At 70.2% G+C, this 25,250-nt stretch carries 17 protein-coding genes and 1 pseudogene; 8 read left to right on the top strand and 10 right to left on the bottom strand.

Annotation, left to right across the window (positions count from 1 at the left end; translation table 11 throughout):
* Nucleotide 1 precedes the first annotated feature (1 nt).
* A pseudogene (locus EJ357_RS42735) lies at nucleotides 2–814 on the bottom strand (MGH1-like glycoside hydrolase domain-containing protein); the annotation flags it as partial.
* 368 nt (nucleotides 815–1,182) lie between these two features.
* Complete coding sequence (locus EJ357_RS42730; protein WP_126397488.1) at nucleotides 1,183–3,270, bottom strand: glycoside hydrolase; 2,088 nt, start codon at nucleotides 3,268–3,270, stop codon at nucleotides 1,183–1,185.
* A 214-nt stretch (nucleotides 3,271–3,484) separates the two neighbouring features.
* On the opposite strand from EJ357_RS42730, the gene EJ357_RS42725 reads away from it, so the two are divergent.
* Both EJ357_RS42725 and EJ357_RS42720 read left to right on the top strand, forming a co-directional pair.
* Entirely contained in the window at nucleotides 3,485–4,621 is a 1,137-nt protein-coding gene (locus EJ357_RS42725; RefSeq protein WP_228472782.1) for a LacI family DNA-binding transcriptional regulator, read from the top strand.
* A gap of 99 nt (nucleotides 4,622–4,720) precedes the next feature.
* On the top strand, nucleotides 4,721–5,398 hold the full coding sequence (locus tag EJ357_RS42720; protein ID WP_126397486.1) for a sugar nucleotide-binding protein: 678 nt from the start codon (nucleotides 4,721–4,723) through the stop codon (nucleotides 5,396–5,398).
* A 72-nt stretch (nucleotides 5,399–5,470) separates the two neighbouring features.
* Here the strand turns inward: EJ357_RS42720 and EJ357_RS42715 are convergent, their stop codons facing one another.
* Nucleotides 5,471–6,160 carry a haloacid dehalogenase type II gene (locus tag EJ357_RS42715; protein WP_126397484.1) on the bottom strand — a complete coding sequence of 230 codons (690 nt, stop codon included), beginning with the start codon at nucleotides 6,158–6,160 and terminating at the stop codon, nucleotides 5,471–5,473.
* A gap of 166 nt (nucleotides 6,161–6,326) precedes the next feature.
* Nucleotides 6,327–6,875, bottom strand: coding sequence for a DUF1062 domain-containing protein (locus EJ357_RS42710; protein WP_126397482.1), 549 nt, complete (start codon nucleotides 6,873–6,875; stop codon nucleotides 6,327–6,329).
* A gap of 293 nt (nucleotides 6,876–7,168) precedes the next feature.
* Between EJ357_RS42710 and EJ357_RS42705 the strand changes: the two genes are divergently transcribed.
* From EJ357_RS42705 to EJ357_RS42690, 4 genes are all read left to right on the top strand, one after another.
* Nucleotides 7,169–8,104, top strand: coding sequence for a tetratricopeptide repeat protein (locus EJ357_RS42705; RefSeq protein ID WP_126397480.1), 936 nt, complete (start codon nucleotides 7,169–7,171; stop codon nucleotides 8,102–8,104).
* Between the two features lie 170 nt (nucleotides 8,105–8,274).
* The gene (ligA, locus tag EJ357_RS42700; protein WP_175647729.1) at nucleotides 8,275–10,368 is read left to right on the top strand and encodes an NAD-dependent DNA ligase LigA; all 2,094 of its coding nucleotides are present in this window, start codon (nucleotides 8,275–8,277) and stop codon (nucleotides 10,366–10,368) included.
* Nucleotides 10,369–10,737: 369 nt separating this feature from the next.
* Nucleotides 10,738–11,460: a hypothetical protein gene (locus EJ357_RS42695; protein WP_126397478.1), complete on the top strand. Its 723-nt coding sequence runs from the start codon at nucleotides 10,738–10,740 to the stop codon at nucleotides 11,458–11,460.
* Between the two features lie 214 nt (nucleotides 11,461–11,674).
* The gene (locus EJ357_RS42690) at nucleotides 11,675–12,784 is read left to right on the top strand and encodes a beta propeller repeat protein (RefSeq protein ID WP_126397476.1); all 1,110 of its coding nucleotides are present in this window, start codon (nucleotides 11,675–11,677) and stop codon (nucleotides 12,782–12,784) included.
* A 204-nt stretch (nucleotides 12,785–12,988) separates the two neighbouring features.
* On the opposite strand, the gene EJ357_RS42685 is transcribed toward EJ357_RS42690, so the two are convergent.
* Nucleotides 12,989–14,194 carry a glycoside hydrolase family 64 protein gene (locus EJ357_RS42685; protein ID WP_126397474.1) on the bottom strand — a complete coding sequence of 402 codons (1,206 nt, stop codon included), beginning with the start codon at nucleotides 14,192–14,194 and terminating at the stop codon, nucleotides 12,989–12,991.
* 401 nt (nucleotides 14,195–14,595) lie between these two features.
* Here EJ357_RS42685 and EJ357_RS42680 point away from each other — a divergent pair, with 401 nt between their 5' ends.
* Nucleotides 14,596–16,590, top strand: coding sequence for a spermidine synthase (locus tag EJ357_RS42680; protein ID WP_228472781.1), 1,995 nt, complete (start codon nucleotides 14,596–14,598; stop codon nucleotides 16,588–16,590).
* Nucleotides 16,591–16,641: 51 nt separating this feature from the next.
* On the opposite strand, the gene EJ357_RS42675 is transcribed toward EJ357_RS42680, so the two are convergent.
* Both EJ357_RS42675 and EJ357_RS42670 read right to left on the bottom strand, forming a co-directional pair.
* Nucleotides 16,642–16,884, bottom strand: a complete 243-nt coding sequence (locus tag EJ357_RS42675) for a hypothetical protein (protein WP_126397472.1) — start codon at nucleotides 16,882–16,884, stop codon at nucleotides 16,642–16,644.
* A 360-nt stretch (nucleotides 16,885–17,244) separates the two neighbouring features.
* Nucleotides 17,245–18,357, bottom strand: coding sequence for a PP2C family protein-serine/threonine phosphatase (locus tag EJ357_RS42670; RefSeq protein WP_228472780.1), 1,113 nt, complete (start codon nucleotides 18,355–18,357; stop codon nucleotides 17,245–17,247).
* A gap of 201 nt (nucleotides 18,358–18,558) precedes the next feature.
* Here EJ357_RS42670 and EJ357_RS42665 point away from each other — a divergent pair, with 201 nt between their 5' ends.
* The gene (locus tag EJ357_RS42665) at nucleotides 18,559–21,312 is read left to right on the top strand and encodes a SpoIIE family protein phosphatase (protein WP_175647728.1); all 2,754 of its coding nucleotides are present in this window, start codon (nucleotides 18,559–18,561) and stop codon (nucleotides 21,310–21,312) included.
* Nucleotides 21,313–21,377: 65 nt separating this feature from the next.
* Here EJ357_RS42665 and EJ357_RS42660 read toward each other — a convergent pair whose 3' ends face one another.
* The 3 genes from EJ357_RS42660 to EJ357_RS42650 form a co-directional block, all read right to left on the bottom strand.
* A complete protein-coding gene (locus EJ357_RS42660) occupies nucleotides 21,378–22,547 on the bottom strand; it encodes a substrate-binding domain-containing protein (RefSeq protein WP_126397468.1) in 1,170 nt (389 codons plus the stop codon).
* 62 nt (nucleotides 22,548–22,609) lie between these two features.
* Entirely contained in the window at nucleotides 22,610–23,668 is a 1,059-nt protein-coding gene (locus EJ357_RS42655; RefSeq protein WP_126397466.1) for an ABC transporter permease, read from the bottom strand.
* Nucleotides 23,665–25,212 carry a sugar ABC transporter ATP-binding protein gene (locus EJ357_RS42650; RefSeq protein WP_126397464.1) on the bottom strand — a complete coding sequence of 516 codons (1,548 nt, stop codon included), beginning with the start codon at nucleotides 25,210–25,212 and terminating at the stop codon, nucleotides 23,665–23,667. Before EJ357_RS42650 ends, EJ357_RS42655 begins: the two co-directional genes overlap by 4 nt.
* Nucleotides 25,213–25,250: the final 38 nt, after the last annotated feature.

The following is a 25,250-nucleotide window of genomic DNA, read 5'->3' as shown; positions in this document are numbered from 1 at the left end:
GTAGCTGATCGAGCAGCGCGGCCCGGGTCTCCTCGGCGACTCGCAGCCACCGACGCGCCTCGTCGGGCCGGTCCAAGTTCGTTGCCAGATCGGCGAGTTCGCACAGTTGGAGGAAGAGGAAGGCGGCCAGGTCCGCGGTGACGACCACCCGTTCGGGGTCGAAGGTGGTGGCGTTGTCCCAGCCGCTGTCGTTGCCGTGCTCGTAGTGCGGCAGGGCCGCGCCGGGGGCGCGCCGGGCGGTGAGCCAGAAGTCCGTCCAGCGTTCCAGCCTGTCGTACGCCTCGGCCAGTTCCGCCCGGCTCGCAGGCGCGGTCAGTCGGCGGCGCAGGTGAGCGAACGCCCAGCCGTGGACGGGCGGTTTGACGAAATTGTGCAGGACCTCGGAGTGGGTGACCGAGTCGGGCAGCGCCCCGCTCTCGCCCTGGTGGTCGAAGGGCAGGTGGAACTGGTCCAGGGCCAGGTCGGGGCACCCGGGGGCGAGGGCGAGCGCGTTGAAGCAGTGGTCCCAGCTCCAGACCTTGTCCATCCAGTGCTTGGACATCAGTACCGCGGGACGGGCGACCAGCCCCGCCGGGTTCACCGTCGCGGACCACAGGACGTAGGCGGCGAGTTCGGCGGCCGGGGTGGCGGACGTACGCCAGGGGGCCACCGCGTCGACGAAGTCCGCGAAGGAGTTCCGCACGGCCTCGACGATCTTGCCGAAGGCCGCCGTCGACGCGTATGGCGGGCGGGCGGTGTGGAGTTCCTCGACCGCGATCTCCCAGGTGCCGTCCGCGTCCGCGGTGACGGTGAGGCCGCGGTCGGCGTCGCCGACGAGCACCGCGAAGGGCACGGCCAGGGTCGAGTCGGCGACGATGACATCGGCGGGGCGCGGGTGAGGGTCCTCGATCACTCGCTTGTACTTCGTCTCGCGGTCTTGGGAGCCACCTTCCCGGAGCCCGCGTCGGAGCCGGCCGGGCCGCACGCGCTCAGCGTCAGCGCCGCACTCGCCGCGGCCGCGAGCCGGACGGCCCGCCTGCCGGGTTCCCGCAGCCATGCCATGGCCACATCCTCACGCCGGGCACCACCACGGGGGAACGGACGACGCGACGTCACCGGCCCGGCCGCAGGAGCTGCGCGGCCGGGCCGGTGACGTCGAAGGCGGGGACTCGGGACGAGCCGCTCCGCTGTGGGGCGGAGGCGTTATCCGGCCTGTGCGGCGTCGACGTCCGACGCGGAGGCGGACGCCACCTCGGTCACCTTCCAGCGTTGGTTGGCACCGGAGTTGGGCTGCCACACGCCCACGGCGGCACCCTCATTCGTGGACTGGCCGCCCACGTCGGGGAGTTGGCCGGTGGCGGCGTTGACGAGGGTCCAGGTGCCGTCGCCGGTGGTCGACATGATCCACTGGGCGGCGGCGTCGCGACTGTCCTCGTCGGGCTCGGCCACCAGCTTGCCGTCACGGACGGCCAGCCGCTTGTCCTGCGTCGCCTCGGCGAAGACGTACCGCTTGCGGTTGTCGTTGCCGCGGCTGGTCTCCTCCAGCCGCCACTGCTGGCCGCTCGGGTCGGTGGCGCCGGCGCTCTTGATGACGAGGCCGTTGCCGTTGTCGGCGATCGTGAGGTCCTTGCCGCTCTGGACGCCGGTCAGCCGGTAGGTGTGGCCCTTCTGGAGCTCGGCCGCGTCCTTGGCCACGCCGGACACGCCCTTGACGAGGAAGGATGTCACGGACTGGGCGGGCACGGTGATCGTGGCCTGCTTGCCGGTGACCCGGACCGGCTTCTGCCGCTCCAGCTTGCCGTCGGCGCTGGTCACCACCGGGGTGACGGTGGCGCTGGAGGACACTCGCCCGAACTTCGACAGGTCGACGGTGACGTCGCGGGCCTCGGTGGTGCTGTTGACGTGGACGACGGTCGCCGCGTCGCCCTTGCGGGAGAGCGCGGCCGTGCTGGAGGTGTCGTTCGTCTTGATCAGCCGGTCGCCGGGCTTGATGTAGTGGGTGAAGTTACGGGCGGTGTCGAACTTGGTGTTGGTGTAGATCGGGCAGCTTGCGAGGGTGTCCTTCGAGGTGCAGCTGAAGGAGAGCTGGATCGATCCCCAGTTGCCGCCCTTGGCGGACTCGCCGCCGGGCTTCATGTTGTCGTAGTCCTCGACGGGCTGCCAGAACACCCAGGCCTTGGGCTCCAGTTCACGCAGGTCGTCGACGATGCGCTGGGCGAGGCCCAGGCCCGGCCGCATGTCCGTGAAGCTCTGGCCGTCGCCCCAGTCGCCCTCGACCTCGCTCATCCACAGGGGCTTGTCCGCGGCCTTGGCCAGGTCGCGCACGGTCGTGCGCTGACTGGTGCCGTAGGTGTGGACGTTCATCTGACCGACGAGGTCGCGCACCTCCTGCGGGTAGGAGTTCCAGTTGGTGGCGAACGTGCCGGGGTTGGTCTCGTCCATGGCGGAGATCTCCGCGTCGCTCCTGGACTCGTTCAGCACCGGGCCCAGCGCGCGGAGCACCTTCTGCTGGAGCTCGGGGCCGATGTGGGCGCCTTCCTGCCGGCCGCCGACGGGCTCACCGTCCGCGCCGAGCTTGGTGCCCCAGTAGTTGGTGTTCGGCTCGTTGAAGGGGTCCAGGGTGTCGACCTTGATGCCGTGCGCCTTCTCCAGCCGCTCGGTGGCACCCACCAGGTACTTGGCGAAGTCGTCGACGGACTCCGTCTTGAGCTGGTCCTTGCCCGCGTCGAAGTTGCCGGAGACGTAGCCGCTCTCGGTCATGAACCACGGCGGCGAGTTGCTGAACGTCTCCCAGTGGGTGATGTCCTTCTTGATCCGGTCGACCCACCAGCGCTGCGTCTTGTCGGCCCGGTCGTTCCAGTCGGCGGGGTCGTCGGCGTCCCACCAGTCGACGTCCTCGCGGGTGGTGCCCGCCGGGGCCTTCCACCAGCCCTCGACCGCGCCGCCGGCCCGCAGGTAGTCCTTGACGTCCGGGGCGTTGCCGCCGCCGATGTTGTAGCGGGCGATGTTCAGGGCGAGGCCGTCGTCCCCGAAGAGGAGCCTCGCCAGCTTCTCGCGTATCGCGGGCGGGTAGTCGCCGGTGGCGTTGGCGAACCAGACCAGGCTGGTGCCCCAGCCCTCGAACTTCTCCTGCTGGTAGGAGGGGTCGGGCCGGACGGTGACCGCGGCGGCGGCCACGGCCGTGTCGGCGTGCGCGACGGGCAGAGTGGTGGCGGCCAGGACGGTCCCGGTCGCCAGAGCGGTGACGCCGAGGGCCCCGAGGAGCCTTCTCTTACGGGTGCGGTGTGCCATGTCGAGTACTCCAGCTCTTCTGCGTGCCGCGCGTCCCGGCGGAACGCAGAGATCGGGGCCCGCACGGGGCGGTCTGGTGCGTTTCGGTGCGTTCTCGTATGGTTTCGACTAGCTAATGTTTACGTAAACATCCACTGGCGCGATGTCTACACTGTCGGAATCTCGGCGGTCAAGGAGTCGGCCGGGACCGAAAGTTGCGTGGCTGGGGGACGGGATGGACACGACTGACGACGGTGGCAGCACACCCACAGGAACGCGCAGTTCGGAGAGCCGTACGAGACGGCGCACGACGACCCGCCCCCGGCAGGGCGCCTCGATGGCCGACGTCGCCCGCGTCGCCGGCGTCTCCTCCCAGACGGTCTCCCGCGTCTCCAACGGCTTCCCCGGCGTCACCGAGGAGACCCGTCGACAGGTCCTGGCCGCCATGCGGGAGCTGGGCTACCGGCCGAACAGCGCCGCGCGGGCGCTCAAACGCGGCGAGTTCCGCACCCTCGGCGTGATCACCTTCTCCCTCTCCACCATGGGGAACATCCGGACCCTCGAGGCGATCGCCACGTCCGCCGCCCAGCAGGGCTACGCCGTCACGCTCCTTCCCGTCGCCGTGCCGACGCAGGACGAGGTCAACGGGGCCTTCTCCCGCCTGGGCGAACTCGCCGTGGACGCCGTCATCGTCATCATGGAGATCCACCTGCTCGACGCGGCGACCGTCTCGCTGCCGCCCGGCGTCCAGGTCGTGGTGGCCGACTCGGACGCCGGTGACCGCTACACCGTGGTCGACACCGACCAGGTGGGCGGGGCCCGCGACGCCGTACGGCATCTGCTGGACCTCGGCCATGACACGGTGTGGCATCTGGCCGGCCCCGAGGACTCGTTCGCCGCCCAGCGCCGCGCCAACGCGTGGCGCACCACCCTCGCCGAGGCGGGCCGCGGCGCACCGCCCCTGGTGCGCGGGGACTGGTCGGCCGAGTCCGGTTACCGGGCCGGTCTCAGGCTCGCCGACCAGCGGGAGTGCACGGCCGTGTTCGCCGCCAACGACCAGATGGCCCTGGGCCTGCTGCGGGCCCTGCACGAACGCGGGCGGAAGGTGCCCGAGGACATCAGCGTCGTCGGCTTCGACGACATCGCCGAGGCCGCGTCCTTCCTGCCTCCCCTCACCACCATCCACCAGGACTTCGCCGAGGTGGGACGGCTCTGCGTCGAAGGGGTCCTCAGCAAGATCCGCCGCCCCGCCCAGGACGCGGCCGGCCAGGGCACCACCCTCGTCCCGACACGGCTCGTGCTGCGCAGCAGCACGGCACCGCCGCCGCGCGGAGGGGCCGGACGGGGCGGCCGTGGGGTACGACCGCGATAGCCGACGACGTCGGGATGCGAAGCCGGTGCGTGCGTGAATGCGTGCGTGCGGCGATGATCAGCCACCTTCTGGCAGCAGGCTCAATTACTGTGTCGCGCCATGACGGTCATGATCATCGGCGGTAGCGGGTTCCTGGGCACGGAGCTGGTGCGCCAGGCGACAGCGACCGGGCTCCCGACTGCCGCGACGTTCGCGACCAGACCCGGCAGCGCTCCGGGGGTCGCATGGCACGCCCTCGACCTGCGGGACCCCGAGCGCGTCGAAGCAGTCGTGGCCGAGGCCGGCCCGCGCCTGATCGTCAACGCGACGAGCGGGGATTCCGACTGGGCGGTTACGGCTGAGGGCCCTGTCCGTCTGGCGCTGGCTGCGGCGAAGTACGGCTGCCGCCTGGTCCACGTCTCCAGCGACGCGGTGTTCTCCGGCGCCCGCGTCCACTACGACGAGAACGCGACCGGCACCCGAAACGGCGTCCTGTTCACCGACGACATCCGCTGCCCCGTCCACGTCACCGACCTGGCCGCCGCCCTGCTGGAACTCGCCGCCCGCGACGCAAGCGGCGTTCACCATCTGGCAGGTCCCGACGCCGTGAGCCGTCACGAACTCGGAACCCTCGTCGCCGGCCGAGACGGACTGGACGTCACCCGACTTCCCGCGGGCCTGCGGGCCAACAGCGCACTTCCCGGGGCCCTCGACGTCCGCCTGGACGGCCGCGCCACCCAGCGCAAGCTGCGGACCACGTTGCGCGGCGCGCGCGAGTTCCTCGCGATGGGAGCCTGAGGGCCTACGCCGAACCCTTCCCACGGCGCGCAGCCGATTCTGGCTCCGCCGATGACCTGCCGGACGTACCCCCTAGACCTCATCCAGTTGGTCGGCCAGGTCGGCCAGGTCGGCGGCGTGCAGGTCGAAGCCGTCGGAGGAGGTGGGCGGGTCCCCGACCGGGCGGGCGACGTAGGCGGTGCGCAGGCCGAGGCGCCGTGCTCCGCGCAGGTCCCAGGCGTGGGCGGCGACCATGAGGAGCCGCTCCGGCGGTCGTCCGGAGACGGTGACGGCAAGCTGGTAGACCGCTGGGTCCGGCTTGTAGGTCCGGGCGTCCTCGGCGGACAGGGCCTGGTGCCAGCGCAGTCCGGCGTGGGCGTTCAGTCCGAGCAACGCCGTCCGGCTCGCGTTGGAGAGTCCGATCAGCGGAAACCGTTCGGCGAGTCGGGCGAGCCCTGCCACGGTGTCGGGCCACGGCGGGAGCCTGCGACCTGACAGGGCCAGCGCCGCCACGGCGTCCGGGGCGCCGACCCCGACCGCATCGGCGACGAGCCGGGCGGCTTCCAGGTCGAGGTGGTCGCTGGTGAGGTAGGGCCGGACACCGTCGAGGATGCGACGTTGCTCGCCCTCGATGTGCTGCTGCCACAGCGACAAGAGCTTCTCGACCCCGGGATCGTCGAGCGAGGGGTCGAGTTCACGAATGCCGGCGCGGATACCGGCGGGTTCGTCCACGAGCGTGCCGAGCACGTCGAACACGAGGGCATCGATCGGTGGCAGTGACATGGGCGAGGTCTCCTGGACGCAGCAGGGGCGTACGAGTGGCTGTTGGCCGAACGCAGCGCGAAGCCACCCGGATTCCCGAGCCGCACGGTCGCCGGGCGCAGGAGCGAGCGCGACACCGTATCGAAGTCGCCACCCCTGCGCCCGGCCGACCACAACACATGACCGCTCAGCGCTTGAGCGTGAAGGTGAAGTCGCCGGAGAGCTTGCCGCTCAGCCGGACTGCCGACACGAGTTTCCCTTCCGTGATCAGCCTCTCGACCTCGGCCCGCGACAGACCGCAGCCTTCGGCGATCAGCCGCACCGGCCGGACAGGTATCCGCGCCGCAAAGCGCACCGAGATGTCGATCACCTCGCGGTCCAGGTGATCCGAACCGCCGGTGTCGAGGCGCCAGGCGTTGTCCCAGTCGAGAGAGATGCGATTACGGCGCCGCACGACCGGGTCCTGGAGCAGCTCGGCTGCCAGGCGGGAGTCGTTGTCATGCAGCCGGTCCAGCAACTCAGGCCGTACGGAACGCACGTTCATCCGCTCCAGAACCGTGAGCTTCGCCGTTTCCCCGCAGCCGCCACAGAGCACGAGGAGCCAGGCGTCGATGAGCTTGTGGTTCGCGTTGACGCGGAACTTGCCGTTCGCCCGGAAACGCTCGGACGCGCAAGTGTGGCAACGCCGGACAACGAGCGGCAGGCAGGTGGGTATGACCACCCAGTTTTTGAGCACAGAAATACACCGGTTTCAGTGAGAAGTCCGCAGCAAAAAGCAGCGCGGCGCACATGCGCGACGCGCGACAGATCAGCGCTTGGGAGGTCTCACACGGTGTACAACGGCACGTCCTTGATCAGACGACTGGGTTCGGCAGCACGCTAGTGACACACAGCGGCGCCGCTCCACTGGTTTTCCACGCGCTGGTCGTTCGGTCGACCTGGCTCCTACGCTTGTGGCTCGCATTGGGCGACGCGACGCCTTCCATGGTCGGCGAACGGCATGGGGGACACCTCAGGAGGCTGATCGGGATGGGACAGCAAGGGATCGACGAGTTCACGCCTTGGGACGCCGACCGCTACGGGTCACCCTTCCTGACGAGATGTGCAGCCAGACTGCGGGCGCTCAAGCGAGGCACAGACGCCGAAGCGATCAAACTGCTGAGCCAGGGCACTTTGGCGGACGCTGAGACGTGGTTCCGTGCTGCTGCAGAACAGGAACCGGAGAACGAGAGCCCGCGCAAGTTCATGCTGGCCGAGTTCCTGGCCCGTCACGGCAGGGATGACGAGGCGGAAGCCTGGTACCGCCGGGCCGCGTTGGCGACGGACGGCAGCTACGACGTGCAGCCGGCGGCGGAGCGTCTGGGTGACCTCCTCTCAGCGCGTAATGCGTACGAGGAGGCCGAGACCTGGTATTTCCGGGCCTATTACGGGGACGACCAACCCGGTTCCGCTAAGAGGCGACCCCTCAACGCGCCGCTACGACCGATCGACTTTGCGGGCAGGCAGCTCAGCGTTGCTCACAAGCGGGCAGCCACCCTGCTGGCCATGGGAAAGATGGCTGAAGCCGATGCCTTCCTCGCCGAAGCCGAGGACCACCAACGTCAGAACCCGCCCCGGGGGCTGGCGGGAGTCGTCACGACGGCGGTACTTACCGGTGCACTGGTTCCCTTTCTCCAAGGCATGGTGAGCAACGCGGGAGAAGACGGCTGCGAGGCGGCGCGAGCCATGATCCAGCGATGGGCCCCCATGCTCCGCCGATCCCCGGCTCCTCCACCCCCCGAAAATCAACCGGAACATGCGGGCATGGAAGGGGTGGCCCTGCGGATATCTGCAGACGCCTCAAATGAGGCGCTGCGCCAACTGACCGCTCTGGACTTGCCCACGATCCGACAGACCATGGGCGGTGCTCTCGAGGTGTCCTGGGACGAGCACTTGCGCGAGTGGAAGATCACCCCACTCACCTGAGTGTCCCACGGGAACGGATGCCGGACCAGGGAAGTTGTGGAAGTCCGGGCCCCTCCGGGGAGGAACGCTGGTGTGCCACACCGCGCTGGCTGCAGCGGATCACGGGGGCCGTGGAGAGCGAACGACCTGCCACAGGGGCGTTGTCAGTGGTGGCAGGCAGGATGGCAGGCATGACGACACCAGTTGCAGAGATCGTGGATGCCGCCGCCTACACGCAGGCGGTCGAGGACGCGGTGAAGGCCGCGGCCGCCTACTACGCCGGCGGCACGTCGCCTCTGGACGACGAGACCTACGACCGGCTGGTGCGCGGCATAGCTGCCTGGGAGCACGAGCACCCCGATGACGTGCTGCCCGACTCGCCGACGGGGAAGGTGGCCGGCGGGGCCGTGGAGGGCGATGTCCCGCACACGGTGGCGATGCTGAGCCTGGACAACGTGTTCTCGCCCGAGGAGTTCACCGCCTGGACCACGTCCCTGTCCCGGCGCATCGGCCGCGACGTCACCCGCTTCAGTGTCGAGCCGAAACTCGACGGACTCGCGATCGCCGCCCGCTACACGGACGGCCACCTGAGACAACTGATCACCCGCGGCGACGGGACGGCCGGGGAGGACGTCTCGCACGCGATCGGCACCATCGAGGGCCTGCCCGAGAAACTCACCGAGCCGGTCACTGTGGAGGTGCGCGGTGAAGTCCTGATGACGACAGCTCAGTTCGAGCACGCCAATGAGGTGCGCACCGCGCACGGCGGCCAGCCGTTCGCCAATCCGCGCAATGCCGCGGCGGGCACCCTGCGCGCCAAGGACCGCGAGTACACCGTGCCGATGACGCTCTTCGGCTACGGCCTGCTGCCCGTTGCCGGCACCGAGGCGGCGCCGGCGGCCCGGCTGGGCGAGCTCCCGCACAGCGATCTCATGGCGCAGACGGCCGCGTACGGGGTGAACACCACCGCCACCACCGCCGTGCCCGGCATCACCGCCGACACCACCGAGCAGGTGCTGACCCGGATAGAGGAGATCGCGGCGCTGCGCGCACAGTTGCCGTTCGGCATCGACGGGATCGTCATCAAGGCCGACCTGGCCGCCGACCAGAAGGCCGCCGGTTCCGGTACGCGCGCCCCGCGCTGGGCGATCGCCTACAAGCTGGCGGCCGTCGAGAAGATCACCCGGCTGCTCGAGGTGGAGTGGAACGTGGGCCGCACCGGCATCATCGCCCCGCGCGCGGTCCTTGAGCCGGTCGAGATCGACGGCTCCACCATCACCTACGCGACCTTGCACAACCCGGCCGACATCACCCGCCGCGACCTGCGCCTGGGCGACCACGTCATGGTGTACCGCGCCGGTGACGTCATCCCCCGCGTCGAAGCCCCCGTCGCCCACCTGCGCACCGGAGCCGAACAGCCCATCGTCTTCCCCGAGGCGTGCCCGCGGTGCGGCTCCGGCATCGACGCCAGCGAGCAGCGCTGGCGCTGCGAGAACGGCCGCAACTGCCACCTGGTGGCCTCCCTCTCCTACGCCGCGGGCCGCGACCAGCTCGACATCGAAGGCCTCGGCCACACCCGCGTCGTCCAACTCGTGGAGGCCGGCCTGGTCGCCGACCTGGCCGACCTGTTCACCCTCACCCGCGAGCAGTTCCTGGGCCTGGAACGGATGGGCGAGACCAGCACCGACAACCTCCTCGCCGCCCTCGCCACCGCCAGGACCCGGCCTCTGTCACGAGTACTGTGCGCGCTCGGCGTGCGCGGCACCGGCCGGTCCATGTCCCGCCGCATCGCCCGCTACTTCGCCACCATGGACGCCATCCGCGCCGCCGACGCCGAAACCATGCAGCAGGTCGACGGCATCGGCACCGAGAAAGCCCCGTCCATCGTCGCCGAACTCGCCGAACTCGCCCCGCTCATCGACAAACTCGCGGCAGCCGGAGTGAACATGATCGAACCCGGCGCCACCCCGCCCTCCCCCACGGTCGGCGACGCACCCGCCGACGACAGCCCGGCGGCCGCCGACGCACCGGACATGCCCCTGGCCGGGATGACGGTGGTGGTGACCGGCGCGATGACCGGAGCGCTGGAAAAGCTCAGCCGCAACCAGATGAACGAGCTCATCGAGCGCGCCGGCGGCCGCTCCTCCTCCAGCGTCTCCAAGAAGACCACCCTGGTAGTGGCCGGCGAGGGCGCCGGGTCCAAACGCGCCAAGGCCGAAACCCTCGGCATCCGCCTGGCCACACCGGACGAGTTCGCCGCTCTCATAGCTGACTTCGTCGACTGAACCGCCACGGCGGGTGTGCCCCAGCTCACCACAGCAACCTCGGCGGGCCGGGAACACTCCAGGTCGGTGGACCGTTCACCTGTACGTGGCTGGTGGAGGGGACAGTGTCCCCGGGCCTCACCTACAGCCCATGGGGACGATCGTCCGGCTGAAGCCCCATGGAGCCCTCCGCCGAGAGGCGACCGCCCTCCGCCTGTCACCACTCACGGCCCCGGCTGGTCTCCCCCGTCCAGCCGGGGCTTTCCCATGGGCAGGCTGTCGTGAACCGCGGCGGTGCAACGGGGATCCGGCTGCGCTGCACCGATGCCCCGGCAGGCAGCACCGCAGAGAAGCATGAGCGGGGTCCCGGGGTGTGGTGAAGTGGGGATCATGACGACGAGTGACGCGATCGTGGTGCCGGAGCTGTACGTCGGCTACCCCAAGGTGGCCTTCGGCGGTTACATCGCCGGCGTGCTGGCGGAGAGGTCCGGGGCGCAGACGGTGCGGGTGGACTTCCGTGGGCCGGTGCCGGTGGAGGTGCCCGTGCGGATCGCCGAAACGGCGGGTGGCGGCGTGGAGTTGGGCGAGGCCGAGCGCCCCCTCGCCTCGGCGCGCCCCGCCGAGTTGCTGTTCGACGTGCCGGCCGCGCCCTCCTGGGACGACGCGGTCGCCGCGGCCGAGAGGTTCCGGGCGGCGCCGCCGCCGGGTGTGGTCGACTGCTTCGGCTGCGGATTGCGCACTGCTGACCGCGGCCTGCGTGTGCACCCTTCCCGCGTGCCGGGTCTCGACCTCGTGGCCTCCGCCTGGATCCCGTCCCGCACTTTCGCCGACCCGGACGGCCTGCTCCCGAACCGAATGGTCTGGGGCGCCCTGGACTGCCCGGGAAACTGGGCGGGCCACTTCCTGGGCACCCAGCGCCCGGGCGCGGTCACCGCAGCCCTCACCGGCACGATTCTGCGACCGGTCGTCGCGGGCGAGCCACACATCGCGTATGCGTGGCTGCTGTCGGAGTCCGGCCGCAAGCACATGCCGGCCGTGGCGATCGCCACGGCCGAGGGCGAACTGTGCGCCGTCTCCGAGGCGTTGTGGATCGACCCCAGACCTGCCCCCTGAGGCCGCCACAGGGCCCTTCGCCGGCACCGCGGCCGTCAGCCCGCCACCAACCAGGTCACCTTCGCGCACCCCCGCTCACCCAGGCCCGCCGTATGGAATTTCACGGGATTTTGTCACATAAGTAGCTAGAACTCTGCGGCTCACTGGCTCACCGTGGTCCCTCCCATCCGCCCTATCCGCATGGAGGGACCCCGCGGTGAGACGAAGGCGATTTGTGGCAGGGGCGATCGGCACACTCTCGGGAATCGCGCTCGGCCCGGCTCAGGCCCGGGCCGACGTACCGTCGCCCCGGACGCAAGGCTGGCAGGCCGTTCCGGCGCCCGGCAGCACTCCGGCAGCACAACTGCGCCGTATCGCCGCCGCCGGACCCCAACTGGCCTGGGCGGTGGGCGAGGAGGGCCGCGTCGGGTCGTCGCAAGGGCGAGGGCTGGCCATGTCGTGGAACGGCAGCGCCTGGACGAAGACCGACCTGTCGCACCTGAACCACACCCGGTTGAGCGACGTCGCCGGTACCTGCGCCACCGCCGCATGGAGTGTGGCCCAGCCTGTCGGCAGCGGCAGCCCGCTGCTGCGCTGGTACGGAACCACTTGGCGCGAGGCCACGTTCCCGGGTCAGGGCGAGCCGGACGTCCGCCTGAACGCGGTGGCGGTCGGACCCGACCGGCAGGTGTGGAGCTGCGGCAGCCGAGGCGGCGCCGCCAGTGTGCTGCACGGGGATGGGGAACGGTGGCGATGGCTGGACCCTCTGCCCGTCGCGAGCGCGAGTCTGTACCGGGTCGTCGTGCGCTCTCCGGGCGAGGTCTGGGTGTGCGGCGACCAGTCGAACGGCGGAGGCTGGTCAGGGCTTGTGGCCCGCTGGGACGGTTCGTGGACGGTCCTGCCCCCGATAGCGGGCCTGCGTCTGGGCATAGCCGACGTCCATTCAGCCGGTCCGGACGACGTATGGGCGGTGGGCACCGAGGCCGGCATCGGCGGTCCGCCGGGACGCCCCGGCAACCCCGCCCTGAGCCACTGGGACGGCACATCCTGGACGCGGGTGGAAGCCGGCTTCTCGGTGGGGTCGTTGAGTGGAATCGCGGGCGACGCGCAGGGCCAGGCCGCATGGATATCGGGCTGGAACTACCAGGACCAGAGCCGCAGTACGTACCTGCACCGTGACGGCGACACCTGGACCGTCGTTCGAGGCCCGGCCAACGCCGCGCCGGCGCCGTACCTCAACGACGTGACGTCCGTTCCGGGCACCACGGGGTTCTGGTCGGTGGGCATGACGAGTCCCACCCCGGCTCCCCCGACCGAGGCCTACACGGAACGTCTCGAAGCCTGACGCGGGTACGGATACGGGTACGTGCCCGTGGGGCTGCCGCAGACCACACCGAACGCGGAGGTCGCGGCACAAGAACCGAAGGCCACCAGCACCGTGATCAGCTCGGTTCCGGTGACCTTCGGCAGGGCCGACACAGTCAGGGCTCGGGGACACCGGACCTACTCCGCCCGCCCCCGTAGCACAGCGCCCGTCGGTGACAGGCACTCAGTTGAAGGGGTCGAGTGTGAGGTAGGCCTGGCGCGGGCTGCCGTCGTGGACGAGCGACTCGTGGTGGCCCACGTCGTCGAAGGCGAACGCGTACGCCTTGCCGTCGGCCATCTGCGCGTGGATCTTGCGGGCGTAGTGGTTGGTGACGGCGTCCTGGTAGAAGGCGGCGGCACTGGAGTCGGGTTGGTTGGGGTTGACCAGGAGCGTGGAGCGGTTGAACCCTGCGCACAGCGTGCGCGAAATCGGGCCGCGGACGAGGTCGTTCGGCGCGTCGAGCCTCCTGTGGCAGCCGAAGACGGAACTGGCGTCCGGCTTCTCGAAGCTGGTGACGACGGCGCCGGCGCTGTTGGTGAAGCTCATGACGCCGCCGGAGACCCGGCCGTAGTACTTGGTGTTGGGCTGATCGGCGAACGGCGTGACCGTCAGTGTCGAAGTGGCGTACTTCTGCCAGACACGGTTGATGTAGTCGTCCAGGACCGAAGCCGGCAGTGCGCCGGTCTCCAGTCCGTACAGCGGCGACAGGGCGCGCAGCACGGTGCCGTCGGGACGGGTCTGAATCAGGTTCGCCCAGCCTCCGGGTTGCCCCCTCAGGGCGTTGAAGAAGCCGTTGTATCCGCCGGCCTTGAGCCGACCGGTGCTTGCCGTGCTGCCGTCCGCTCGCTGCACTCCAACCGCGTACGGCGCGGAGAACATGTCGACCTGTGTGCTGTTGATCCACAGGCCCGAGTCGTTCAATGTGTACTCCGACCAGTTGAACAGGATGTTCCGGTTCGGGTCGGTCGGGTTCTGCACGGCGGGCTGAACCAGGCCTCCAGTGGTGAGCTTGAACACCAGTTTCTGGCCGTAGGAGAAGTACACGCGGCCGGACAGCTTCGGCATCCGGATGGTCGCCGACCGCCCCGCCGCCGGGCCCGGTATCGCGGCGTCCGGCGCGGGAGTCGGCGGGTTCCCGCCCGCCGGCCAGGGGTGGAACGTGCCGTTGGCGTCGGCCCAGCCCTGCCGTCCGGTCGACAGCTCCGTGCCCAGGTTGTAGATGTACACCTGCTCGCCGCGGGCCGAGTTGTTGGTGATCTGCAAGGGGATCGTCGCCGGGACGGCGGCGTGGGCCGGTGCACCCGCTCCGGTCGCAAGCAGTGACCCGGCGAGGGCCGTGGCGAGGGACAACCCCACAGCTGCGGCCCGGCGTCTGAGTGTCCGTAACATGCTCTGTCTCCGTTCGACAACGGCTGATCCAGGAAGTCCTGAGAGCGCTCTCAGAGTTGCGCTTTGGTACGGACCTGTCAATGAGTCGGAAGGAAAGTCGAGTTGCCGGGTCGAACACGAAGTCATCCCACAGCAGATCGGCCACCCCGCCATGCCGCTCGCCCCCCCCGCTCCGACGCACCCTCGTTTCCCTTGACCAAAGACATAGGGGCACCCCCGATCCGAGAGCGCCCTCAAAGCCCACGCCGCCCCCACCGGACCACCGGCGAGCAACCACACCCGACCAATCCTCGGCGCACACCGGCAAGGCACCTCGACTCATCGACCCGAAACTGGCACCGTAAACCAACGTGAATCTGAACAAAACCGGTCAAACGGCAGGCTCGGTGCGCTGGAGGCTCGTGCTGGCCAGCACCACCATGCTCTTCGTGGAGCTGGCGCTGATCAGATGGGCGGGCGCCAACGTCGTCCACCTCAGCTACTTTTCGAACTTCATCCTGCTCGGATCGTTCCTCGGCATCGGCATCGGGTTCCTGATCCCCGCCGCGCGCGGGCAGTGGCTCAAACGATGGACACCGATCCCCCTCGCGCTTCTCGTCATCTTCGTCCGCGCGTACCCGGTGCAGGTACGCCAGAGCAGCAGCGAGGTCATCTACTTCACCGCCGTGAAAACCACCGGCCTGCCCCAATGGGTGACGCTGCCGGCCATCTTCCTGCTGACCGCGGTGATCATGGCCGGGATCGGCAAGATCACCGCCGACCTCTTCCGCCAGCTCCCCTCGCTCGATGCCTACCGCTACGACCTGCTCGGCAGCATCACCGGCTCGGTCGCCTTCGCCGTACTGTCCTGGCTCCGCGCCCCCTCGGTCGTGTGGGGCGTACTCGCCGCCGTAGCCCTGCTGGTCCTCGGCGGACGCCGCAACACCCTGCTGTACGGCATCCCCCTCACGGCGATGGTCGCCGCGCTGTTCCTGGAGACGACGACCGCCGGCATCTCCTGGTCGCCCTATTACAAGATCGAGCTCAAGTCCTCGCCGACCACGACACGGACCTACTACATCTCCGCCAACGGCGTCCCGCACCAGAGCACCGCACCTCTCCCCGTGCTCATGCAGGAGAACTCGCCCTATCGGCAGGCGTACGAGCAGACGCCCCGCAACCCCCACAAGCGCGTGCTGATCATCGGAGCCGGCAACGGCAATGACGTCGCCGTCGCACTGGCGCACGGAGCGCAGCGCGTGGACGCGGTCGAAATCGACCCCCGCCTGCAGGAGATCGGCGCGGAGCTGCACCCCGCCAGGCCGTACGACGACCCCAGGGTGCACGTCTACATCAACGACGGACGGGCATTCCTGGAGCGCACGAACGCCAAGTACGACCTCATCGTCCTGGCGCTCCCGGACTCCCTGACGCTGGTGTCAGGCGCGAGCAATCTGCGGCTGGAGAGCTACCTCTTCACCCGGCAGGCGTTCGAGGCAGCGCGCGATCACCTGGCGCCGAACGGCGCGTTCGCCATGTACAACTACTACCGCAAGAGCTGGTTGGTCGACCGGTTCGCCGGAGACCTCGACGACCTCTACGGCCACGCCCCCTGCATGACGACGTTCAAACGGAACGCCGCCGTGCTGGTGGCCGGAATGACCCCCGCCGACCAGTCCTGCAAGCAGATCTGGCAGCCCAGCGGCCCGGTCCCGGCTGCCGCGACCGACGACCACCCCTTCCCGTATCTGCTGCACCGGAACATCCCCACACTGTACCTGGGCGCCCTGGGCGCGATCCTGCTGGTGACGCTGCTGTCGGTGCGTCTGACCGGGGTTCGCATCCGCAGCACGTTCCGCTATGCCGACATGTTCCTGCTGGGCGCGGCCTTCATGCTGCTGGAGACGAAGAACGTGATCGGCTTCGCGCTCTATTTCGGTACGACCTGGCTGGTCAACGCCCTCGTCTTCTTCGGTGTTCTGGTTTCCGTCCTTGCCGCGGTCGAGGTCCGACGCAGGTTGCGGCGGGTCAACCAGCTGGTGCTTCAGCTCATGCTCTTCGGCTCCCTCGCGGTGGCCTGGCTCGTCCCGGCGCAGGCCGTGCTCTCGCTGCCCTTCGCCGGCCGGCTCGCCGCCGCGATCGCCCTGGCCTTCGCACCCATCTTCTGTGCCAACCTCATCTTTTCCGACCGCCTCGCACTGGCCCCCGACCCGACAGCCGCGTTCGGTGCGAACCTGCTGGGCGCGCTGACCGGGGGCGCGCTCGAGTATCTGGCCCTGATGACGGGCTATCAGACGCTGCTGCTGGTCGTCGCCCTGCTGTACCTGGCGGCATGCATCGCCATGCGCTTCACCGGGCGCGGACCGGGCCGACAGACAACACGGATGCCGGACGAGACGGTCACCGTCAAGACATAGCCATCGGTTGATTCGGGGCGCTCCGGTGACTCTGGACGCCCCGGCCTCCGGTCACTGTTGGCCGGGCAACGACAGACTGTCCACCAGCATCCCCAGGGCCGACTGCGGGACGGTTGCGCTCGTTCCGCTGTCCGCCTGCCCCCAGGTCGGACTCGAGTCCGTCGAACCTGAGCCCTTGCTGTCGTTGACACCCTGGAAGATGCCGAAGTCGATGGGCCCGTCGTCCGCCGAGGCGGGGGTGGTGGCCATGAGGAGAGCTGCTCCGGCGAACGCGCCGGCAGTGATGATCTTCATGTCCAGCCCAACGATGAGCCTGGCCTCAGGATGTCCCGCTCTATCCCTTTGGCGGAGCGCTGCGGCTGACCCCGTGGGGCACGATGACGAGAGGAAGCCCGGCCACCCCGGTCGCAGTCCCGCGCTCGCGCGAAGACGCCGCACGTCCGTCCCGGGCGGACTGGGAGAGAGCTTCGGTGATCAAGCGGGTGGCGAAGTCGTGGCCGCCGGTGATCTGCTTGATGCGCTCCGCGAGCAGGCCACCGCGACTTCCAGGGGGTTCATCTCGGCCTCCGTCCACCCTCCGCCCTGCGCGCGCCAGTGCCGGCGAATCCCGAGGGAGGGCGTTCCAGCGGGTGGTGCTTCGTCGCCATGCGCCCCCTACGCCGAAGAGTCCCGATCCTCCACGCCAGAACACCTCACCGCGAGCGCCGCGATGTCGTCGTCGAGCCTTCCGCCGCTGTGCTGGAGCAGATCCCGGTGCAGTTGGTCGAGCAGCTCGTGGGGCTGCTCCAGGTGCTGGCTGCGCATCCAGTCCGGCAGCGGGAAGAACTCGCCGGCGTGGTCCCGGGCCTCGGATACGCCGTCCGTGTAGAGCAGCAACTGGTCGCCCGGGTCGAAGGCGACGGTGTCGACCCAGTAGCGGTCACCGATGAGCGCTGCGAGGTTGAGGGGTGGGGAGGGGAGGGCGGGCTCAAGGACCTGGACCTTCCCGCAGTGCGCGATCAGCGGCGGGGGATGCCCGCAGTTGAGAATTCGTATCCGGCCGCCGCCGTGCGGGATCTCGGCGAGGAGGGCGGTGGCAAAGTGCTCGGGCTGGTCATGGGCGGGAAACGCGGCGCTGTGGCGCGTGACGGTGGTCTCCAGGCGGTGGACGATGCCCTGCAGGTCTGGTTCGTCGTACGCGGCCTCCCTGAAGCAACTGATCACCGCCGAGGCCGCCCCCACCGCGGACAGACCTTTGCCCCGTACGTCGCCTATGAGCAGCCGGACGCCGTGCGGGGTACCGATCGCCTCATAGAAGTCGCCGCCGATCCGGGCCTGTTCCTGGGCCGCCAGATACAGCGACTCGATCTCGATGTCCCCGATGCGGCGCGGCAGCGGGCGCAGCAGCACCTTCTGGGCCGCGTCGGCGACGAGGCGGACCTGGAAGAGGATCTCCTCCCGCTGGAGCCGGACGTGACTTCCGTACGCGGCCGCCAAGGTGACCGCGATGATCGCGGCCGATGTGTACTGCGTGCCCAGGTCGGTGTGGAAGAAGCTGAGGACGATCATGAGCAGCAGGCAGAACGCGCCCAACGCGATCGTCGGAATCACGGGCCACATCGCGGCGGCGAGTGCGGGTGCGGCGGGCAGCAGGCGGCTGAAGGCGATCTCCCTGGGTGTGGAGAACGCCAGAGCGGCGATGAGGACGGTCAGGACCACGGGTGACAGCCGGGCAGCTTCCCATCGGCCGCTGTAGGCGGGGCGACGGCGCCACAGCCGTGCAGACATGATCACAAAATGCATCATATCGGCCTAAACGGGCATCGAGCACGGAAGGATCACGCGCCGCACGCGGGAATGTGCGGCGGACGGTCACGCCCGGAGGGGCCGAAGCCGCGCGGCGCACGGCGGCACGGGCGTCCGAGGTCGACCGGGCACGGATCGCGCGGGCCCTGGCCACCTGGGATCACCGATGCTAAAAAGGGTCGCATGGCGAACCGTTTCGCCCGTTTTCGACGCCTATCGGTCAAACGCCTGATCGGCAAGGGCACGCGGAGCGTAGCCGGGCAGGTGTTGGTGTTCCAGGTGGCTCTGGTTGTGCTGCTCGTGACCTGCGGCGTCTTCGCACTCATCCTGCAGTCGGAGCGGGACACCAGCGCCGAGGCCAGGCGCCGCTCCACGGCCGTGGCACAGACCTTCGCGCACTCACCAGGCGTCCTGGCGGCATTGCAGACCCCGGATCCGAGCAAGATTCTCCAGCCGCTCACCGAGGCGGCACGCCGGGCCGCCGGGGTCGACTTCATCGTGGTCATGGACACCGAGGGCATCCGGTACACGCACCCCTTGCCGGACCGCATCGGCAAGCGGTTCGTGGGCGAGATCGGGCCGTCGCTGGCGGGGAAGGTCTACACGGAGAGCGTCAACGGCCCGCTCGGACGCGAGGTGCAGTCCACGGTCCCGATCAAGAACGCCGACGGAGAGGTGGTGGCCCTCGTCTCGGCCGGGATGAAGGTCAAGAACGTCGAGAGTCAGCTGGCCCGGCAACTACCGATCATCCTGGGCGCCGGGGCCGGAGCGCTCGCGCTGTCCACCGGTGTGACGGCTCTGGTGGGCAGACGGCTGCGACGGCAGACACACAGCCTGGCCCCGGACGAGATGACCCTGATGTACGAGCACCACGACACGGTGCTCCACTCCGTGCGGGAAGGGGTGCTGATCGTGGCCGCCGACGGGCGGCTGATGCTGGCGAACGACGAGGCCAGACGACTGCTGGAGCTGCCCCCGGACGTCGAGGGACGGCTCGTGTCGGACCTGCCGCGCCTCGATCCCGAGACGAAGTCGCTGCTCGCCTCCGGGCGCGAGGCCACCGACGAGGTACATCTCGCGGGAGAGCGGCTGCTCGCGGTCAACCAGCGGCCCACGGATCGCAAGGGAGGCCCCAGGGGAACGGTGGTGACGCTGCGCGACTCCACCGAGCTGCAGGCGGTGACCGGCAGGGCGGAGGTGGCACGGGAGCGGCTCAGGCTGCTGTACGACGCCGGACTCCACATCGGTACCACCCTGGACGTGCTGCGCACGGCCGACGAGCTGGCGCGGGTCCCCATTCCCCGCTTCGCGGACTTCGTCACCGTGGACCTGGCGGACGCCGTCCTGCACGGCGAGGAGCCGGCCCCCACGGCGACCGACATGCGCCGCGCGGCCGTGGCCGGCATCCGGGACGACCATCCGCTCTCCGGACAGGGCCGGCTCTTCGACTACCTTCCCTCCACACCCCAGGCGCGCGGCTACGGCAGCGGCCGCTCCCAGCTGGTGAGCGATCTGCCGGCCGCCATGGGCTGGCGTGTTCAGGACACGGCGCGCGCCACGGCGATCATCGACTACGGCATCCATTCCCTCATCACCGCCCCCATCCAGGCCCGTGGCGTCGTGCTGGGCATGGCCAACTTCTGGCGGGTGCAACCGCATGAGCCCTTCGACGAGGAGGACCTGTCGCTGGCGGAGGAGCTGGTGGCCCGTGCCGCGATCAGCATCGACAACGCCCGCCGCTACACCCGCGAGCACACCCTGGCCGTCACCCTCCAGCGCAGCCTGCTGCCACAGGCCGTGCCCGAGCAGAACGCCCTCGAAGTCGCCTACCGCTACCTCCCCGCCCAGTCGGGCGTGGGCGGAGACTGGTTCGACGTGATTCCGCTGCCGGGAAGCCGGGTGGCACTGGCCGTCGGCGATGTGGTCGGCCACGGCCTGCACGCCGCCGCCACGATGGGACGGCTGCGGACCGCGGTGCACAACTTCTCCGCCCTCGACCTGCCACCCGACGAACTGCTGAGCCATCTGGACGACCTGGTCGGAGGCATCGACCAGAACGAGACGGCGGAGAGCGCGGCGGGCGTCGTGGGCGCCACCTGCCTGTACGGGATCTACGACCCCGTGACGCGCCGCTACGTCATGGCGCGTGCGGGGCATCTGGCGCCCGCGCTCGTCGAGCCGGACGGAACCGTCACCTTCCCGGACGTGCCGGCCGGTCCGCCCCTGGGCCTGGGCGGCATGCCGTTCCAGACCGCCGAGCTGTGCCTCGCGGAGGGAACCCAGCTCGTCCTGTACACCGACGGCCTCATCGAGGACCGCAGGCGCGACCTGGATGTCGGGATGGAACTGCTGCGCGACGCGCTGGCGGGCCACCCCGGCCGGCCGCCCGAGGAGACCTGCAAGGACGTGCTGGACAGCCTGCTGCCCGAGCGTCCCAAGGACGACGTCGCCCTGCTCGTCGCCCGCACGCGGGAACTGCCGCCGGACCGGATCGCCGACTGGGACGTACCACCCGACCCGGCGGCCGTCGCGGGTATGCGCGACGCCGTGTCCCAGAGGCTCGAAGCGTGGGGTCTGTCAGAGTTCGGCTTCACCATGGAGCTCATCCTGAGCGAGCTCATCACCAACGCCATCCGCTACGGCGCCGGGCCGATCCACGTTCGGCTGATCCGCGACCGTACGCTGATCTGCGAGGTGGCCGACAGCAGCAGCACCTCACCGCATCTGCGGTACGCCGCGACGACGGACGAGGGCGGCCGGGGCCTGTTCCTGGTGTCGCAGATGGCCGACCGCTGGGGCACCCGGTACACCCCGCAGGGCAAGGTCATCTGGGCCGAACAGGCCCTGCCCGAGACCGTCCAGGAGCCCGTCCCGACACCGGCCGGCGCGGACACGCCCCCGGACGAAGAGGCGGCCGACCCGACAACCCCGAGGTGAGGGCGGCGGCGATCATCCGGAGCACGTCGACGGCGCCGCGCGGGCGGCCGTGCCCGACGCCGTCGTCACTTGCCCCAGATCTTCCGGTAGGCCTCCCGGTAGCCCGACGGATCCCAGGTCGTGGCTCCTTCGCTGTTGTCGGCCGTGGCGATGTGGACGGGGGCCACGTACCCGCTGGCGGGCCGGCCGGCGAAGGCTCGGTTGAACTCGTCGACGATCTGCCAGCCCTGCTGGGACAGCGGCTCGGGCACGGTGGCGGCCTGGTACTGCCTGCCGTTGATCCGCTGGAAGGCGGAGGGGTCGCCGTCGCCGGCGCCGATGTTGAACGGCGGGCCGGAGCCCTTCTCGTCGGCCGCTCTGAATGCGGGCGCCGCGTCGGCGAAGTACAGGTCGTTGATGGCGACGGAGTGGGTCCACCTGTTCTGGAAGCGGGAGAGGAGGGAGGCGATCACGCGAGGGGTACGGCTGCTCGCGTCCGGGATCGGGATGTTCTCGTACGACAACAGCTTCACGCCGGGGCAGGTGGCGAGCTCCCTTCTGATCAGGTCGGACTTGTTCTTGGCGAAGGGGATCGAGGCGTCGGTGATGAGCACGGCGCCGGCACGGCCGTTCGAGTCGGCGATGATCCATTGCGCGCTGATGGCGGCGACGTCCTCGACCCGGGTGGTGACGTTGGTGAAGAGCTCGGGCCGCCGACTGGGGCCGGGAGTGGCGACGGCGTGCCAGCCGATGAGCGCGATGCCCTCCGCGTTGGCCCTCGTGACCTGCTGCGAGGTCGCATTGGGGTCGAAGCCGCCGATGACGATGCCCGAGGGCCTGACGGCCACTGCCTGGCTCATGGCCGCCTGGATGCCGGCCGGGGTGCCCCCGCCGTCGATCACCCGTACGTTCCAGCCGATGACCCGCGCCGCTTCCTTGACCCCGTTCGCGGCGCCGGCGACGCCGGGGTTGGTCATGGTCTGGGCGACGTAGACGATGGTCTTGCCGGGCTCCGCCGCGGGGCCGGTGGTCGGCCCGTCCCAGGAGACGTCGGTCTCCTCCGCCCGGCTGACCGCCGCCTGGGCCCGGGCGCGGACCTCAGGACAGCCGCTCGGGCCCGCGGTGGACTCGTCCGGCCCGCTCTGCGAGCCGCGTTCGCAGCCGACAAGGACGGATGCCGTCGCCAGCAGGGCGCAGGCGGCGCGCCGGACCCGGGGGACGCCGGTGAAGGCCTTGCGGTTGCCGATGCGGTGCACGAGAGCTCCTCACGGAGTCATGGGCGGGAGGACACGACCGGGCGAGGGGCCCTTGGTGCGGTTCATGGAGCGGTGCCCGTGGCACCGTCGTCCTGCGTCGGGGTGGGCGGTGGCTCGGCGGGCGCATCGCGGGCCGATACGGCGCCGGTACGCAGTCGGCGGCGGGCCGCGTAGCCGGCCAGGCCGACGGCGAGGAGCAGGGTGCCGCCGTGGAACAGCGGGACCGTCCAGAAGTCGGCGCCCATCTGTCCGATGCCGGTGAGACCGACGGCCAGCACGGCGACGGCGACGACGGTGCCCAGGGCGTTGGGCCGGCCGGGTTTGATCGCGGTGGCACCGAGCAGGGCGCCGGTGAAGGCGGGCAGCAGGTAGTCGAGACCGACGCTGGGGTTGCCGATCTGCTGCTGGGCCGCGAGCAGTACACCGGCGAAGCCGACGATCAACCCCGACGCGGTGAACGTGTAGAGGGTGTATCTGCGGGTCGGGATGCCGACCAGGTCGGCGGCGCGCGGGTTCGACCCGATGACGTACAGGTACCGGCCGAGCGGCAGCCGTTCCAGCACCAGCCAGAGGGCGGCCGCGAGCGCGAGCACGTAGAAGGCGGGGACCGGCAGGCCCAGGAACGTGGAGTCGTAGAGGTCGGTGAAGGCTGCCGGGAGGCCCTGCGGTCCGGGGACGATCCGGCCGCCTTCGGTCACCCAGCCGGTGACGGCGTACAGCATGCTGCCGGTGCCGAGCGTGGCGATGAAGGAGTCGATCCGGCCGAACACGACGACGACACCGTTGAGGACGCCGACGACCGCCCCTGCGACGATCACCGCGAGGCAGGCGAGCGGCCAGGGCCACCCGTCGTTGACGATCAGCTGCATCACCATGACGTGGGCGAGGCCGAGGCCGTAGCCGATCGAGAGATCGAACGCGCCGGTGACGATGGGGACCATGGCGGCGAGCGCGAGGACGGCCGGGATCGACTGGTTGGACAGGATCGAGTCGACGGTGTCCAGCGTGGGAAAGGTGCGCGGCAGGGCGAGGGAGAAGATCAGGAAGAGCAGGCCGGTGAGGGCCAGCAGCCCGTAGGCGCCGATGAGGTGCCCGCCCGGGCGGTGCGGCGACGGGGTCATGGGTGCGTCGCGGTTCCGGAGGGTGGCATGGCCGAAGCCGACCGGGTGAGCCCGGCGACGGTGAGGGCCGGGCCGCTCAGCTCGGCCGTCACGGACCCGCCGACGAAGACCAGGGCGCGCCGGCACGCGCCGACGACCTCCTCGAAGTCGGTGGAGATGAGCAGGACCGCGAGGCCGGCGGCCAGCGCCTCGTCGAGCAGCCGGTGGACCGCGGCCTTGGCACCTACGTCCACGCTCGCGGTCGGCTCCTCCAGGATCAGCAGGCGCGGGCCCGCTCGCAGCCAACGGCTGATCATCACCTTCTGCTGGTTTCCACCGGACAGGGTGGCGATGGGGGCCTCGCTGTCGCGTGGCCGCACCGAGAACCGTTCGATGAGGGTGGTGGCCTCGGCGCGTTCACGGCGGGGACTGATCCACCGCGGCACCGGGGGGCCTCCGGCGCGGGGGTTGGCCAGCAGGTTCTCCCGTACGGTCAGCTCGGCGAGGCAGGCCTCCCGCTGTCGGTCCCCGGGCACCAGGCCGACACCGCGGCCCACGGCGTCCGCGACCCCACGCGGGCGGTACGGCCGGCCGCCGAGGAGCACCCTCCCGGCGACGACGGGCCGGGCGCCGGCCAGGGCCCGGCCCAGGCCCAGGTGTCCGGCGCCCGAGAGGCCGACCAGTGCAACGACTTCTCCGGCCCTGAGTTCCAGACTGACCGGTCCCGCGTCCGTGGTCCGTACGCCGTCGAGTGTCAGGACGGCGGGGCCGTGGGCGGGGATCCGGGCGGGGTGGCGGTGGGTCAGTTCCTCGCCGACGATGTCGTGCACCAGGCGGGCGGGGCTGTGGCCGGCGAGCGGGCCGTGGCTGACGAGGCGCCCGTCGCGCAGGACCGCGAAGGTGTCGGCCACCTCGTACACCTCGTCCAGGCGGTGGCTGACGTAGAGGATGCCGTGTCCCCGGTCGCGCAGCGCGTGCAGGACACGGAAGAGCCGGGCGCAGTCCGAGGCCGGGAGGCGGGCGGTGGGCTCGTCGAGGACGATGAGCTTCGCCCGCGCCGCCAGGGCTCGGGCGATGGCGACCAGGGAGCGTTCGGTGGGGGCGAGGTGGGCGATCGGTGTGTCGGGGTCGAGATGCGCGGCGACGGTCCGCAGGGCGTCGGTGCTGTCCTCGCGGGTCCGCCGCCAGGAGATCAGCCCGGCACGGCGCGCGTACCCGGTGCTCAGGGCGATGTTCTCGGCGACCGTCATCCACTCGACGAGACCGAGGTCCTGGTGGATGAAGGACATGCTGTGCGCTGCGGCATGGCTTCCGAGTGGGTGCCCGTCCACCGTGATCTGCCCGGCGTCGGCGTGGTGGACGCCGGAGAGCACCTTGATGAGCGTGGATTTTCCGGCGCCGTTGGGGCCCAGGAGGGCGAGGACGCTGCCGGCGTGGACGTCGAGGTCGACCCCGGCCAGCGCGACGGTCCCCCCGAACCTCTTGCGGAGCCCGCGGATGCGGACCAGAGGTTGCGCTCCGAAGGGCGGGATCGCCTCGTCAGCGGTGTCGGGAGCGTCGTCCACGGACATCTCCCCGGGGTCGGCCTGGCACGTTCTTCGCG

This window comes from Streptomyces cyaneochromogenes (assembly GCF_003963535.1).
GTDB classification, from domain to species: Bacteria; Actinomycetota; Actinomycetes; order Streptomycetales; family Streptomycetaceae; genus Streptomyces; species Streptomyces shaanxiensis.
Note: the sequence above shows the minus strand (reverse complement) of the source record. Positions and strands in the feature narration are given on the sequence as shown.

Bases quoted from the DNA above. Each gene is read 5' to 3' on its own strand.
- EJ357_RS42730 (WP_126397488.1), bottom strand. From the start codon at position 3,270: ATGGCACACCGCACCCGTAAGAGAAGGCTCCTCGGGGCCCTCGGCGTC.
- EJ357_RS42725 (WP_228472782.1), top strand. From the start codon at position 3,485: ATGGACACGACTGACGACGGTGGCAGCACACCCACAGGAACGCGCAGT.
- EJ357_RS42720 (WP_126397486.1), top strand. From the start codon at position 4,721: ATGACGGTCATGATCATCGGCGGTAGCGGGTTCCTGGGCACGGAGCTG.
- EJ357_RS42715 (WP_126397484.1), bottom strand. From the start codon at position 6,160: ATGTCACTGCCACCGATCGATGCCCTCGTGTTCGACGTGCTCGGCACG.
- EJ357_RS42705 (WP_126397480.1), top strand. From the start codon at position 7,169: ATGGGACAGCAAGGGATCGACGAGTTCACGCCTTGGGACGCCGACCGC.
- ligA (WP_175647729.1), top strand. From the start codon at position 8,275: ATGACGACACCAGTTGCAGAGATCGTGGATGCCGCCGCCTACACGCAG.
- EJ357_RS42695 (WP_126397478.1), top strand. From the start codon at position 10,738: ATGACGACGAGTGACGCGATCGTGGTGCCGGAGCTGTACGTCGGCTAC.
- EJ357_RS42685 (WP_126397474.1), bottom strand. From the start codon at position 14,194: ATGTTACGGACACTCAGACGCCGGGCCGCAGCTGTGGGGTTGTCCCTC.
- EJ357_RS42675 (WP_126397472.1), bottom strand. From the start codon at position 16,884: ATGAAGATCATCACTGCCGGCGCGTTCGCCGGAGCAGCTCTCCTCATG.
- EJ357_RS42670 (WP_228472780.1), bottom strand. From the start codon at position 18,357: ATGTCTGCACGGCTGTGGCGCCGTCGCCCCGCCTACAGCGGCCGATGG.
- EJ357_RS42665 (WP_175647728.1), top strand. From the start codon at position 18,559: ATGGCGAACCGTTTCGCCCGTTTTCGACGCCTATCGGTCAAACGCCTG.
- EJ357_RS42655 (WP_126397466.1), bottom strand. From the start codon at position 23,668: ATGACCCCGTCGCCGCACCGCCCGGGCGGGCACCTCATCGGCGCCTAC.